The sequence below is a fragment of the Geodermatophilus sp. Leaf369 genome (genome assembly GCF_001424455.1).
GTDB lineage: Bacteria > Actinomycetota > Actinomycetes > Mycobacteriales > Geodermatophilaceae > Klenkia.
In genome coordinates this window covers 403,107-416,551 of record NZ_LMQA01000002.1, presented here as the reverse complement: position 1 = coordinate 416,551, position 13,445 = coordinate 403,107, and the positions used below count along the sequence as shown (strand labels likewise).

14 protein-coding genes are annotated in these 13,445 nt (G+C 74.0%); 5 read left to right on the top strand and 9 right to left on the bottom strand.

From position 1 onward, the window contains the following. Position 1: 1 nt before the first annotated feature. Entirely contained in the window at positions 2 to 958 is a 957-nt protein-coding gene (locus tag ASG36_RS10845; protein WP_055763648.1) for an EamA family transporter, read from the bottom strand. Positions 959 to 1,039: 81 nt separating this feature from the next. On the opposite strand from ASG36_RS10845, the gene ASG36_RS10840 reads away from it, so the two are divergent. The 3 genes from ASG36_RS10840 to ASG36_RS10830 all read left to right on the top strand — a co-directional run bounded on the left by ASG36_RS10840 (position 1,040) and on the right by ASG36_RS10830 (position 3,661). Next, the gene (locus tag ASG36_RS10840; protein WP_055763646.1) at positions 1,040 to 1,609 is read left to right on the top strand and encodes an ABATE domain-containing protein; all 570 of its coding nucleotides are present in this window, start codon (positions 1,040 to 1,042) and stop codon (positions 1,607 to 1,609) included. 4 nt (positions 1,610 to 1,613) lie between these two features. Then, a complete protein-coding gene (locus ASG36_RS10835; RefSeq protein WP_055763644.1) occupies positions 1,614 to 2,180 on the top strand; it encodes a YdeI family protein in 567 nt (188 codons plus the stop codon). A 92-nt stretch (positions 2,181 to 2,272) separates the two neighbouring features. Further along, positions 2,273 to 3,661, top strand: coding sequence for an aspartate aminotransferase family protein (locus ASG36_RS10830; RefSeq protein ID WP_235494855.1), 1,389 nt, complete (start codon positions 2,273 to 2,275; stop codon positions 3,659 to 3,661). A 42-nt stretch (positions 3,662 to 3,703) separates the two neighbouring features. On the opposite strand, the gene ASG36_RS10825 is transcribed toward ASG36_RS10830, so the two are convergent. Together ASG36_RS10825 and ASG36_RS10820 are read right to left on the bottom strand one after the other, a co-directional pair. Next, positions 3,704 to 4,123, bottom strand: coding sequence for a universal stress protein (locus ASG36_RS10825; RefSeq protein WP_055763643.1), 420 nt, complete (start codon positions 4,121 to 4,123; stop codon positions 3,704 to 3,706). A gap of 17 nt (positions 4,124 to 4,140) precedes the next feature. Further along, complete coding sequence (locus tag ASG36_RS10820) at positions 4,141 to 5,670, bottom strand: APC family permease (protein WP_055763641.1); 1,530 nt, start codon at positions 5,668 to 5,670, stop codon at positions 4,141 to 4,143. Positions 5,671 to 5,824: 154 nt separating this feature from the next. On the opposite strand from ASG36_RS10820, the gene ASG36_RS10815 reads away from it, so the two are divergent. Both ASG36_RS10815 and ASG36_RS10810 read left to right on the top strand, forming a co-directional pair. Further along, positions 5,825 to 7,039, top strand: coding sequence for a saccharopine dehydrogenase family protein (locus tag ASG36_RS10815; RefSeq protein ID WP_055763639.1), 1,215 nt, complete (start codon positions 5,825 to 5,827; stop codon positions 7,037 to 7,039). A 107-nt stretch (positions 7,040 to 7,146) separates the two neighbouring features. Then, positions 7,147 to 7,713: a DedA family protein gene (locus ASG36_RS10810; RefSeq protein ID WP_162245189.1), complete on the top strand. Its 567-nt coding sequence runs from the start codon at positions 7,147 to 7,149 to the stop codon at positions 7,711 to 7,713. Between the two features lie 67 nt (positions 7,714 to 7,780). Here ASG36_RS10810 and ASG36_RS10805 read toward each other — a convergent pair whose 3' ends face one another. From ASG36_RS10805 to ASG36_RS10780, 6 genes are all read right to left on the bottom strand, one after another. Further along, a complete protein-coding gene (locus ASG36_RS10805; protein ID WP_235494854.1) occupies positions 7,781 to 8,761 on the bottom strand; it encodes a C40 family peptidase in 981 nt (326 codons plus the stop codon). Between the two features lie 181 nt (positions 8,762 to 8,942). After that, entirely contained in the window at positions 8,943 to 9,248 is a 306-nt protein-coding gene (locus tag ASG36_RS10800) for a hypothetical protein (RefSeq protein ID WP_055763637.1), read from the bottom strand. Positions 9,249 to 9,371: 123 nt separating this feature from the next. Further along, a complete protein-coding gene (locus ASG36_RS10795) occupies positions 9,372 to 10,454 on the bottom strand; it encodes an MSMEG_0565 family glycosyltransferase (RefSeq protein ID WP_055763634.1) in 1,083 nt (360 codons plus the stop codon). Beyond that, entirely contained in the window at positions 10,451 to 11,266 is an 816-nt protein-coding gene (locus ASG36_RS10790; protein WP_055763632.1) for a carbon-nitrogen hydrolase family protein, read from the bottom strand. The genes ASG36_RS10795 and ASG36_RS10790 overlap by 4 nt, the downstream gene beginning before the upstream one ends. Further along, entirely contained in the window at positions 11,263 to 12,591 is a 1,329-nt protein-coding gene (locus ASG36_RS10785; protein WP_082523012.1) for an MSMEG_0569 family flavin-dependent oxidoreductase, read from the bottom strand. The genes ASG36_RS10790 and ASG36_RS10785 overlap by 4 nt, the downstream gene beginning before the upstream one ends. Next, positions 12,588 to 13,445 carry a carbon-nitrogen hydrolase family protein gene (locus ASG36_RS10780; protein WP_055763630.1) on the bottom strand — a complete coding sequence of 286 codons (858 nt, stop codon included), beginning with the start codon at positions 13,443 to 13,445 and terminating at the stop codon, positions 12,588 to 12,590. The genes ASG36_RS10785 and ASG36_RS10780 overlap by 4 nt, the downstream gene beginning before the upstream one ends.

Sequence of the window (13,445 nt, the reverse complement as noted above, 5' to 3'; positions counted from 1 at the left end):
CTCAGCGGACGACGGTCTCCGGCACCGGGTCCACGTCCACGACGGCCGCCGGGCGCTCCCCGGCCCGGACCAGCACGATCCCGGCCAGGACGACGACCCCGCCGAGCAGCTGCACCGGGCCGGGCTCCTGGCCCAGCAGCAGGGCGGCGAACAGGACGGCGAAGAGCACCTCGGTGAGCCCGACGAAGGAGGACAGGCGCGAGCCCAACCGGCGGATGGCGGCGACCCCGGTCGCGTAGGCGAACGCCGCGGCGAGCAGCGCCAGTCCGAGCACCGGGACGAGCCAGGTGACCTGCGCGCCGGCGAGCTCGACGTCGGCTGCGCTGGTCCGCCAGGGCACCAGGCCCACCGCGGCCGCCAGCCCGAGGGCGACCGCGCCCACACCGAGGCCGCCCCAGGCGCTGACCAGCGGGGGCAGGGCGCCGTCCGAGCGCGCGGAGATGACGAAGTAGGACGCGAGCCCGACCGCGGCCAGCAGGCCCCAGACCACACCGAGCGGGTCGATCTGGGCGCCGCGGACGACGTCGAGCACCAGCACCAGGCCGACCACCGCGACGGCGACGCCGGTGGCGGTGACCGGGCTGGGCCGCTGCCCGTGCCGCAGCCAGGTCCACAGCACGACCAGGACGACGCCGGAGTACTCCAGCAGCAGCGCCACCCCGACCGAGAGCCGGCCGACGGCGAGGAAGTACGCGAGCTGACAGCCGGCGACGGCCAGCAGGCCGAAGGCGAGCACCGAACCGACGTTGCTGCGCAGCAGGTGCCAGCGCCCGCGCAGCTGCAGCACCGCCGGCACGGTGAGCACCAGCGCGGCCAGCCCGACCCGGACGGTGACGGCGGCCGCGGCGCTCCACCCGGCGTCCAGCAGCGCGGTGGCGAACACCCCGGAGGTGCCGAAGGCGGCGGCCGAGGCCAGGGCGAGCAGCAGTCCGGTCAGCCCGGCGCGACGGTCCAGCACGGTGGATCTCCTCGAGACGCGTCAGGACCGTTGAGACGTACACTCCTGACGTGCCGGACCGTAGCAGACGTCAGGAGCAACATGCTCTTTGCCCATGACACCGAGGTCGGGCTGAACGCGGCCGCCGAGCTGGTGAACACCGCCTCCGGGTCGGGCACCGGCACCGAGCTGCTCCCCGACCCGCCGGCCCTGGCCGCCTTCCTGGACGCCTGGCAGTTCACCGGCGACCGGGCCGGTGACGCCGCCGAGCTCGCCGGGGTGCACGCGCTGCGCGCCGAGCTGGGCGAGATGTGGGACGCCGAGACCGAGGCCGTCGTCGCCGTCGTCAACCGGTTGCTGCGCGAGGGGCAGGCCCGGCCGCAGCTGGTCCGGCACGACGACTGGGGCTGGCACGTGCACGCCACCGAGCCGCACGCCCCGGTGCCGCACCGGATGGCCGTCGAGGCCGCGATGGCGGTGGCCGACCTGGTCCGCGCCGAGCAGCTGGACCGGCTGGGCCGCTGCGAGGCCGAGGGCTGCGGCGCCGCCCTCGTCGACCTGACCCGCAACCGCTCCCGCCGGTTCTGCGACGCCAGCTGCGCCAACCGCACGCACGCCGCCGCCTACCGCGCCCGCCGCGCTTCCCCGAACGGGGTGGGCCCGGCAGCATGACGGCATGGCCGACGAGTTCGAGCGCCGCTCCTTCGCCACCATGGACGAGGCGCACGCCTGGTTCGACGAGCACGGCGCGCACGCCCCGGGCCTCTCGGTGCTGCTGGCCAAGAAGAAGGCCTTCCCCTCGGTCACCTGGGAGGAGCTCGTCCAGGTGCTGCTCTGCCACGGCTGGATCGACGGGCGCAGCAACCGCTTCGACGACACCGGGTACCTGATCCGCACGACCCCCCGCCGACCGCGCAGCATCTGGTCGGCCAAGAACGTGGCCACCGTCGCCGCGCTGACCGCAGCCGGCCGGATGCGCCCGGCCGGCCTGGCCCAGGTCGAGGCCGCGCAGGCCGACGGCCGGTGGGAGCAGGCCTACGCCGGGCCCGCCGCGATGACCGAACCCGAGGACCTGACCGCGGCCCTGGCTGCCACCCCGGGCGCCCGAGCCGCCTTCGACGCGCTGCCGAAGACGGCCCGGTACGCCGTGCTGCACCGGGTGCACACCAAGCGCACCGCGGCCGGCCGGGCGAGCACCATCGCCGACCTGGTCGACCGGGTGGCGACCGGCAAGCCCATCTGAGGACGGTCTCGTCAGGAGAGGGCTGTTCTCGCTACGCTCTCGCTCGTCGAACGCCCGTCGGACGACGGGATCCGCAGCCCTGAGGAGTCCTCGTGACCACCACCGAGCAGCCCGTCACCGAGTCCGGCACGTACGGCCCGGGGAGCATGGACAACCTGTGGCTGCACTTCTCCCGGATGGGCGGCTACGCCCACCAGCCCCCGCCGGTGATCGTCAAGGGCGAGGGCGCCTACATCTGGGACGACCGGGGGCGCAAGTACCTCGACGGGCTGGCCGGGCTCTTCGTCGTCCAGGCCGGGCACGGACGCCGGGTGCTGGCCGAGGCGGCCGCGAAGCAGGCCGAGACGCTGGCCTTCTTCCCGCTGTGGTCCTACGCGCACCCGGCAGCGATCGAGCTGTCGCACCGGCTCGCGGCCGAGGCCCCCGGTGACCTGAACCGGGTCTTCTTCACCACCGGTGGCGGCGAGGCCGTGGAGACCGCGTGGAAGGCGGCCAAGCAGTACTTCAAGCTGACCGGCAAGCCGTCCAAGCACAAGGTGATCAGCCGGGCGGTGGCCTACCACGGCACCACGGCCGGGGCGCTGTCCATCACCGGGCTGCCCGCGCTCAAGCAGGACTTCGAGCCCCTGGTGCCCGGGGCCTTCCGGGTGCCCAACACCAACATCTACCGCGCGCCCTACTTCGGTGACGACCCCAAGGCGTTCGGCCGCTGGGCCGCCGACCAGATCGAGCAGCAGATCCTCTTCGAGGGCCCGGACACCGTGGCCGCGGTGTTCCTGGAGCCGGTGCAGAACGCCGGCGGCTGCTTCCCGCCCCCGCCCGGCTACTTCGACCGGGTGCGCGAGATCTGCGACCAGTACGACGTCCTCCTGGTCAGCGACGAGGTCATCTGCGCCTTCGGCCGACTGGGGACGACGTTCGCCTGCTCCAAGTTCGGCTACGTGCCCGACATGATCACCTGCGCCAAGGGGATGACCTCGGGCTACTCCCCGATCGGCGCGATGATCGCCAGCGACCGCGTGATGGAGCCCTTCCTGCGGCCCGGCGTCTCCTTCCCGCACGGCTACACCTTCGGCGGGCACCCGGTCTCGGCTGCCGTGGGCCTGGCCAACCTGGACCTGTTCGAGGCCGAGGGCCTCAACCAGCACGTGCTGGACACCGAGCACGACTTCCGCCGCACCCTGGAGAAGCTGACCGACCTGCCGATCGTGGGCGACGTCCGCGGCGACGGGTTCTTCTACGGGATCGAGATGGTCAAGGACAAGGCCACCAAGGAGACCTTCGACGACGCCGAGAGCGAGCGGCTGCTCCGCGGGTTCCTCTCCCAGGCCCTCTTCGACGCCGGCCTCTACTGCCGCGCCGACGACCGCGGCGACCCGGTCATCCAGCTCGCCCCGCCGCTCATCGCCGGCCAGGCCGAGTTCGACCTCATCGAGCAGACCCTGCGCAGCGTCCTCACCGAGGCCTGGTCCCGCCTGTAGCGGAGGGTGGGAGGGCAGGATTCCTGCCCTCCCACCCTCCGGTCACTCGGGCTCGGCGGGGACGCAGAGGACCGGGCGGGTGGACAGGTGCAGCAGCTTGTAGGCCACCGAGCCCAGGAACGCGCCGCGCAGGGGGCTCTCGCCGTACGTGCCGACGACGATGACGCGCGCCTCGTGCCGGTCCCCGGCCGCGAGCAGCGCGGGCACCGGCTTCTCGGCGACCACCTCGACGACCGTCGCGACGCCGGCCGCGTCGGCAGCGGTGACCGCGTGCGCGAGCGCCGTCCGGCCGATCTCGGCCAGCGCCTTGCCGTGCTCGCCGGCCTCCTCGCCGACCACGCCGGGCGGGGCGGCGCCGTAGACGAGCACCAGCTCCTCGTCCAGCTTGGCGGCCAGGTCGATGGCCAGGCCCAGGGCGCGGCGGGCGCCCGGGGACTCGTCGTAACCCAGAACGATGCTCACTCAGATCTCCCAGACGGTCACGGGGCGGGGTCCTCGACGGCTGCTGCGCTGCGGCCGGCGGCGATGTCGGCCTGCAGCCGCTCGGCCGTCGTCGTCTTCTCGGCCCAGAAGCGGGCGTCCTTGACCCGCCACACGAACATGAAGACGACGCCGACCAGGAAGATGCCGATCCCGATCACCAGCGGCGGGCCCACCCCGAACCAGGACACCCCGCTGTAGGAGTTCGCCGGGTCGGCCAGGTCGCCGATGGACTCGACGAGCAGCCAGATGAGCAGCAGCGAGCCGATCACCGGGCCGACGCCGATGAGCAGGAGGTCCTTCACGCTGCGGGTCAGCTGGCGCCGGTGGAACACCGCGCAGGCGATGCCGGTGAGGGAGTAGTAGAAGGCGATCAGCAGCGAGAGCGCGGTGAGGGAGTCGAACAGCGCGTTCTCGCTGATCAGGTTGACCACCAGGTACCAGGCGATCGCGATCGCCGCGACGGTCCAGGTGGAGACGTCCGGGGTGCGGAAGCGGGGGCTGATCCGGGCCAGGGACGAGGGCATCGCGTGCCGCCGGGCCATCGACAGCCCGGTGCGCGACGCCGGCAGGATCGTCGTCTGGGTGGAGGCGATCGCCGAGGTGGACACCGCGGCCAGCAGCACCCAGTCCCACGGGCCCATCACCTCGGTCGCCAGGGTGGCGAAGATCGTCTCCTCCTCCCCCGACCGGTCGGCGAGGAACGCCGTCCCGAAGTAGCTGAGGATCGCGATGGTCACGCCGAGGTAGGTCACCAGCAGCACGACGGTGGACACGATCGCGGCCTTGCCGGGGGTGGACTCGGAGTCCTGGGTCTCCTCGGTCAGGTTGACCGCGGACTCCCAGCCCCAGTAGATGAAGACGCCGAGCAGCAGCCCGCCGGTCAGCGCGGCCCCGCCGGCGCCGAAGGGGTTCAGCCACGACAGGGACGGCGTCAGGCCACCGCCCTCCACGCCGTCCCCGGACAGGCCCTTGACCAGCGCGATCCCGGCGAAGACGAGCAGCGCGCCGACCTGGGCGATGATCAGCCCGTTCTGCAGCTTGGCGCTGAACTCGGTGCCGATCACGCACACCGCGGTCATCGCGATGATGAGCAGCACGGTCAGCGTGCGGACGACGAAGGTGTTGCCGGCGAGGGAGTCCAGCTGCAGCGCGAGCAGCCCGAACCGGACGCCGACGTCGGCGAGGGAGCCGATGACCAGCACCCCGGTCATCGCGATCGCCCAGCCACCCAGCCAGCCGATCCACGGGCCCATCGCCCGGGTGACCCAGGAGAACGTCGTCCCGCAGTCCTGGTCGGCCCGGTTCAGGTAGTAGAAGGCCGAGGCGATGAGCAGCATCGGCACGAACGAGGCGAGGAAGACCCCCGGGGCGTACACCCCGACCAACGCGACGACGGCCCCGACGACGGCGGCCAGCGAGTAGGCCGGTGAGGTCGAGGCCAGCCCGATGACCAGTGCGTCGACGAAGCCGATCGCGCCGGACTTCAGCTGCGGCTGCGCCTCCGTCCGCGGCGTCGGCGTGCTCACCGGGAGGTCCCTGACTCGGTCATGCGACGGTTATCGCAGGTGGAGCCCGCTGCCACAAGGGTTTCCCGTGTTACGAGTTGGTGCAGCGACGGATGCCGTCGCGAACGTGCTGGTCGTCCCCTAGGGTCGGCGCCACCTGCGAGAGAGGACCCCCATGCGCATCCTGTTGGTCGGAGCCGGCGGCGTCGGCAGCGCCTTCGCCGCCATCGCCGCCCGCCGTGACTTCTTCGAGGCCGTCGTGGTGGCCGACTACGACGGGGCGCGCGCGGAGAAGGTGGTCGCCGCCGCCGGGGGCGACACGCGCTTCAGCGCGGTGGGGTCGCTGGACGCCGGGGACGAGGCCGCGGTGGCGGCGCTGCTGACCGAGCGCGGCTGCGACGTGCTGATGAACGCCGTCGACCCGCGGTTCGTGATGCCGCTGTTCCGGGCCGCACTGAGCGCCGGCGCCACCTACGTGGACATGGCCATGTCCCTGTCGCACCCCCACCCGGAGAACCCGTACACCGAGACCGGGGTGAAGCTCGGCGACGAGCAGTTCGCCCTCGCCGGTGAGTGGGAGTCCGCCGGGCAGCTCGCGCTGGTCGGGATGGGCGTGGAGCCCGGGTTGTCCGACGTGTTCGCCCGCTACGCCGCCGACCACCTCTTCTCCTCCATCGACGAGCTGGGGGTGCGGGACGGCGCGAACCTGGAGGTCGAGGGCTTCGAGTTCGCCCCGTCGTTCTCCATCTGGACCACGATCGAGGAGTGCCTCAACCCGCCGGTGGTCTACGAGGAGGGCCGCGGGTTCTTCACCACCGCGCCCTTCAGCGAGCCCGAGGTGTTCGAGTTCCCCGAGGGCATCGGGCCGGTCGAGTGCGTGAACGTCGAGCACGAGGAGGTGCTACTCATGCCGCGCTGGGTGGACGCGAAGCGGGTCACCTTCAAGTACGGCCTGGGCACCGAGTTCATCGACGTCCTCAAGGCACTGCACAAGGTCGGCCTGGACAAGACCGCGCCGGTCACCGTGAAGGGCGTGCAGGTCAGCCCGCGCGACGTGGTCGCCGCCTGCCTGCCCGACCCGGCCACCCTGGGTGACGCGATGACCGGCAAGACCTGCGCCGGGCTGTGGGTCTCGGGCACCGGGAAGGACGGCGAGCCCCGGCAGGTCTACCTGTACCACGTGGTCGACAACGAGTGGTCCATGCGCGAGTACGGCCACCAGGCCGTGGTCTGGCAGACCGCGGTGAACCCCGTCGTCGCCCTCGAGCTCGTCGCGGCCGGCACCTGGAGCGGGGCCGGCGTGCTCGGCCCGGAGGCCTTCGACAGCCAGCCGTTCCTGGACCTGCTCACCGCCTACGGCTCCCCGTGGGGCATGCGCGAGGGCGGCTGACCCGCAGGCTCCTACCAGCTCCCGTCCAGCAGGGCGGGCACCGACCGCTCGTGACCGCCCTGCTCGATCGGCCCGGTCGCAGGGGCCCACGGACCGCGGAGCGGGTCGTGGGGGGCGACCGGGTCCTTCTGGCGTTGTTCGTGGGGTTCGTCGTCCCCGCCGAGACCGCCGTCGTGCTCGGCGGGGTGGCCGCCGAGCAGGGGCGGCTGAGCGTGTGGCTGCTCGGTGCACTGGTGATCGCCGCCGCGATCGCCGGCGACAGCGTGGGCTACGAGGTGGGCCGGCGCGCCGGCCCCCGCCTGCTGCGCAGCAGGATCGCCCAGCGGCACTCCGCCGGCATCGAGCGGGCCTCGGACACCCTGGCCCGACACGGTGGCCCGGCCGTCCTGCTCGCCCGGCTCACCGCGTTCCTGCGCGCGGTCACCCCGGCGTTGGCCGGGGTCGCCCGGATGCGCTACCGCACGTTCCTGGCCTGGAACGCCGTCGGCGGGGTGCTCTGGGGCGTCGCCGCGGTGGCCATCGGCTACCTGGCCGGCGCCTCGTGGGAGACCGTGGCCACCCAGGTCGGTCGCGGCGGAGCGATCGTCGTCGGCGCCGTGGTGGTCGTCGGCGTCGTGGTGTGGAAGGTGCGTGAGCACCGGCGTGCCCCGCAGCCGGCCTCGTCCCGAGGGTGAGCCGCCGGCCCGGTCGCAGGGACCCGGGGCGTGCGGAGCGCGTCCTGGGGGGCGATCGGGTCCTTCGTCACGCGGTGGGGCGGCGGGCGCCGGCGTAGCCGGGCTTGTCGACGCTGGTCACGGCGACCGGGCGACCGCTGACGCTGGCGTGCACCATCTGGCCGTTGCCGATGTACATGCCGACGTGGCTTACCGGGGAGTAGAAGAAGACCAGGTCGCCGGGCTGCAGGTCGGCGCGGGAGACGGCGGCGCCCATCGTGGACTGGGTGCGGCTGGAGTGCGGCAGCGAGACCCCGGCGGCGGCGTAGGCGAACTGGGTCAGGCCGGAGCAGTCGAAGCCGTTGGGGCCGGAGGCGGCGACGACGTAGGGCTTGCCGACCTGGGCCAGCGCGGTCTGCACCGCGATCGCGGCGGCCTCGGTCGGGGCCGCGGCCGGTGCGGCCGCAGCGGCCGCGGCGGTCTGGGCGCCGGAGACCTCGGGGCCGGCGACGGCGGTGACGACGGCGGCCTGCTGGACGGCGCTGAGCCGGGCGAAGTCGGCCTCGTAGCCGGCCAGATCGGCCTCGAGCTGGGTCTGCTGCGCGGTCACGGCGTCCAGCGCGGCGGTGGCGGCGGCCGCGGCGGCGTCGGAGGTGGCCCGGGCCGCGGCGGCGGCGTCCTGGGCGACGGTGAGGTCGGCCAGCAGGTCGTTGGTGTTGTCGGTCAGCTGCCCGTAGAGCGCCCAGCGCTGCAGGGCCTCGTCGGCGGACTCGCTGGAGAGCACCAGCTCCATTCCCGATTGCGGGCCCGACAGGATGCCGCTGAGCACCAGCGCACGGACCCGGGGCTGCAGCGCGGCCACGTCGGCGTCCGCGACGTCGGCCGCCGCGTCGGTGGTGGCGGCGTCGGCGAGGGCGGCGTCGGCGGCCAGCTGCGCGTCGTTGACCTGCTCGGCCAGGACCTCCACCTGCCGGGACGTCTCGGCGACCGCGGTCGCGGCGTCAGCGGCGGTGGCGGGTGCGGCGGTCGCGGTCCCGGGGACCAGGGTGACGGCGAAGCCGACGGCCACGGCGAGGGCGGCAGCACGAGTCGTGCGTCGGGTCGTCGGTCGAGTCGCGGCAGTCACGAGGGCCTCCAGCGGGCGCCCGTCCACCTGGGGAGGAGTGGATCTCCGAGCGCGTCCTGGCGGACGGTAACGACACGCAGGCACAGCGTGGGGTCGCCACGCGGTGTGGCGTCCATCGCGGCGGTCAGCCTGCTGCGGGCTCCTGGCACTCCAGCGCCTCGACCGCCGCGGCGTCGCGCAGCACGGCGCACAGCTCGGCCGACGTCCACGGCTCGCAACAGTCGCAGTCCCCGTCGGCGCCGAAGCTGCGCAGGCCCAGGGTGCCCGCGGCGTGGTCCTCGAGGATCTGCAGCTGACCGTCGGCGGGGTCGCGGTGGCAGCGGCACTGGGGCGCACACATGCCCAGGCCCCAGCCGGCGACGACGGTGACGCCGTCCTCCTCGCGGACCTCGCCCAGCTGGAAGACCGACGGCTTCTGGTTCCGCGTCACGGTGCTGCCCCCTCGCCCCGCCCCGGCGTGGACGGTCTCGTCGTGCTCTGGACCCGAGTGTCACGCCGCGTCGTTTCCGCGCCGTGTCCGCGCCGTGAGGCGTGCGTTCCGTTCTCCGCAGGATCAGCGCAGGGACGCGTACAGCTCCAGGTGCGCGGCGGCCGCGGCGTCCCAGTCGTGCCCGAACGCCAGCGCCCGGCCGGCCTCGGCCCGGGCAGGATCCCGCGGGCCTGCACCGGCGAGCAGCGCCGCGGCCAAGCCCGCTGGGTCGGTGGCGAACGCGGCCGCGCCGCCGAAGACCTCGCGCAGCACCGGGAGGTCCCGGGTCACCAGCGGCACGCCGGCGGCCAGGGCCTCCATCGCGGCCATCCCGAAGCCCTCCTTGGTCGAGGGGAAGGCGAACACCTCGGCGCCGGCCACCAGGGCGGGCAGCTCGTCGTCGGCGACCGGCCCGAGGACCACCGGCACGACGCCGAGCTCCGCGGCCCGGGCCTCGACGTCGGCCCGGTAGGCGCGGTGGTCGAACAGGGTCTCCCCACCGGCCACCACCAGCTCCAGGTCGGGCCGCTCCCGCTGCACCAGCGCCATCGCCTCGACCAGGTCCCGGCTGCCCTTGCGCGGCTCGATCCCGCCGACGGCCAGCACGTAGCTGCCGAGCCGGTCGCGCCAGCGGCGCCGCCCGGCGTCCCCGTCGGGTCCGGCGGCGACGGCGAACCGGGCGCCGTCCACGCCGTTGGGGATGACGGTGGCGACCCGGCCCCAGCCGGTGGCCACCTCGGCGGCGACCGCCGCCGAGACGCAGACCAGGGCCCGCGGGGTGACGATCGCGCGCTCGTGGCAGGCGGCCAGCTCCGGGGTGGTGAAGACGTCGAGGTGGTGCACGGTCCGCAGGCAGTCCGGGACGGCGTTGGCCGAGATGCAGTCCTGGGCGTGCACCACGTCGTAGTCACCGCCGAAGGCGGCCCCCAGCACGGCGATCGACCGCACGATGCGGGCGCCGACGTCCTCGCCCGCCAGCTCGGGGAACGGCACCAGCCGCAGGGTCACCCGGGGGTCGACGGGGCGGAAGAACGCACCGTCACCACCGCGGCCCAGTGCCCAGACGTGCACGTCGTGCCCGGCCCGGGCCATCGCCTCGGCCAGGGCCAGGGTGTGCACGACCCCGCCCCGGGGCTTGGTGGAGTAGGTGAGCAGCGCGATCCTCACGCGTAGGCCTCCGGACGGCGTTCGCGCAGGTGGGAGAGGTTGAGCCGGGAGCGGCTGACCTCGGCGGCGACGTCCAGGTCGGCGCAGGCGAGCCCGGCCTTGGCCCAGGTGCGGGCGAGCACGTCCCCGCCGGGGCCGACCACCTTGGACTGGCCGAGGAAGCGCAGCCGGCCCATCGTGCCGGTCTGGTTCGCCGAGACCACGACCACCTGGTTCTCCGCGGCGCGCGCGCAGTCGTAGAGGTCGAAGAGCCGGGACTGCCGGTCCTGGGACAGCAGGGGTGCCCGGTCGGTGAGCGAGGCCGGCCAGGCCGACAGGCAGGCCAGCAGCTGTGCGCCGTCGCCGGCGAGGGTGCGGGCGGCCTCGGGGAAGGTCTTGTCGTAGTCGACGAGCATCCCCAGCCGACCGACGGGGGTGTCGAAGGCGGTGAAGCGGTCACCCGCGGCGTAGGCCGCGACCTCCCCCACCGGCTGGTGCACCTTGCGGTGCCGGCCGAGCACGCCGTCCCCGGTCAGGCAGACGGCGCTGTTGAAGAACCGGCCGCCGTCGGACTCCCGCCAGGACAGGCAGACCACCGTCGGTCCGGCCGCGGCGGCGAGCCGGTCGAAGACCGGGTCGTCGGCCGGGAACGCCGGCGGCATGCCGGTCGCCCCCACCGCACCGAAGCCGCCGAGGTACCCGCCGATGGTGGCGTCGGGGAACACCAGCAGGTCGACGCCCCGCGCCCGGGCGTCGGCGGTGATCGCCTCGATCTTGGCCAGGCAGGGCTCGACGTCCCGGCCGAAGTGCGCCGAGACGGCGGCGACCCTCACGCCATGCGGGAGGCCGACGACGCCGCGGCGGCCGCCAGCGCCGGCCCCAGCCCGGTCGGCGACCCGGCGGCGCTGAGCTCGGTGATCCGGTCGGCCACGTGCTCGGCGTCCCGGGCGATGCCGGAGAAGCGGCCCGACCCCCAGGTGTGCAGCCACGGCAGGCCCAACACGAAGAGGCCCGGGGCCGAGGTGACACCGCGGTGGTGGGTCGGGTAGCCGCGGCCGTCGAACACCGGCACCTGCACCCAGGACCAGTCGGCCCGGAAGCCGATCGCCCAGACCACGCTGGTGATCTCCTCGACGTCCAGGGCCACCGGGTCCTCAGCCGGCGCCCAGACCGGCACGTAGCGGGGCTCGGTCGGGGCGTCGACCCCGGCGGCGGCGATGTGCCGGTCGATGACGTCCTTGGCCGAGTCGTCCACGGCGTCGGCGTGGTCCAGGTGGGCGGTGAGGTCCGGGCGGAAGGTCAACTGGCCCCCGGTCAGCCCGGTGAGGGTGCCGTAGAGCTGCATGCCCTGGCTCGCGAAGGTCCGCAGGTCGATGTCGCGACCGCCGTCCCGGCCGGTGACGTAGTGGTTGGTGCCCACCCGGGCGGCCTCGCCGTCCCGGTGCTGCTCGACGGGCATGTCGTAGTGGCCGAGGTCGTGCAGCCAGGCGACGACGTCGCGGCCGCGGTACCGCCGGGCGATCCGGGGGGCGCTGCCGACGGCGAGGTGCACCCGTCGGCCCGCCAGGTGCAGGTCCTCGGCGATCTGCGCGCCGGACTGCCCGGTGCCGACCACGAGCACGTCGCCGTCGGGCAACTGGTCGGGGTTCTTGTACTGCTGGGAGTGCAGCTGGGTGACGCGCGCGGGCAGCGCCGTGGCGTACGGGGGGACGACGGGCAGGTGGTAGCCGCCGACGGCCAGCACGACCTGGTCGGCGTGCAGCTCCCCCGCACTGGTGGTCAGCAGGTAGCCCCCCGCCGGCGCCGGGGACAGCCGGGTGACGGCGACGCCCTCGTGCACCGGCGGGTCGAACGACGCCGCGTAGGAGCGCACGTACTCGACGATCTCGTCGCGCAGCATGAACCCGTCGGGGTCGTCCCCGGCGTAGGGCCAGCCGGGCAGCTGGCACTGCCAGTTGGGCGTGACCAGGCAGAACGTGTCCCAGCGGGCGTCCACCCACTCGTGGGCGACGGTCTCCCGCTCCAGGACGACGTGCTCGATCCCGCGCTGGACGAGGTGCCAGGAGAGCGACAAACCGGCCTGTCCCCCGCCGACGACGGCGACCGGCACGTGGGTGGGCAGCCCGGTCCGGGTGGGCGCGGTCTCGGTGAGCGTCACGCCACGGCCCCGACACCGTAGGTGTCGGGACGGCGGTCCCGCAGGTGCCCCATCGCGCGGCGGGCGCCCTCCAGCGCGGCACCGACGTCGACGCCGGCCACCGCGGTGCCGGGCGCGACGCCGGTGGTCGCCAGCACGTCTCCGCCGGGACCGACCACCTTCGCGCTGCACACGAAGCGCAAGGAGCCGAAGGTGCCCGACTGGTTCGCCGACACCCACACGATCTGGTTCTCCAACGCCCGGGCCTGGTCGAACAGGTCGAAGCGACGGGTCCAGCGGTCCTCGGCGAGGTCGGCCACCGCCCCGGTCCGCGAGCCCGGCCACGCCGACATGCAGGCCACGATCTCCGCGCCGTCAATCGCCAGCGTGCGGGCGGCCTCGGGGAAGGCCTTGTCGTAGCAGATCATCATCCCGATCCGGCCCACGGGAGTGTCGAAGGCCCGGAAGCCGTCGCCGGCCGCGTAGGAGTTCGACTCCCCCAGCGGCTGGTGCACCTTGCGGTGCACACCCAGCACGCCGTCGCCGGTCACGGCCACCGCGGTGTTGTACCGGTCGGTGCCGTCGGACTCGCAGAACCCCGCGGTGACCACCATGTCCCCCGCGATCCGGGCCAGGCGCGCGACCTCCGGCCCGTCGACGTCCAGTGCCGGCGGCAGGGCGTGTTCGGGCAGCACCTCGGCCACCCCGTGGTCCCCGAGCGAGGCCAGGTACCCGCCGAGGGTGGCCTCGGGCAGCGCGAGCAGCTGCACCCCCCGGGCACGCGCGTCGGCGACGAGGAGCTCGATCCGGGCGAAGGTCTCGTCGAGGTCGCGCCCGAAGGGGGCGGCGACCGCGGCGACCGTGGTGGTGGCCAT

Bases quoted from the DNA above. Each gene is read 5' to 3' on its own strand.
- ASG36_RS10840 (WP_055763646.1), top strand. From the start codon at position 1,040: ATGCTCTTTGCCCATGACACCGAGGTCGGGCTGAACGCGGCCGCCGAG.
- ASG36_RS10835 (WP_055763644.1), top strand. From the start codon at position 1,614: ATGGCCGACGAGTTCGAGCGCCGCTCCTTCGCCACCATGGACGAGGCG.
- ASG36_RS10815 (WP_055763639.1), top strand. From the start codon at position 5,825: ATGCGCATCCTGTTGGTCGGAGCCGGCGGCGTCGGCAGCGCCTTCGCC.
- ASG36_RS10780 (WP_055763630.1), bottom strand. From the start codon at position 13,445: ATGGCCACCACCACGGTCGCCGCGGTCGCCGCCCCCTTCGGGCGCGAC.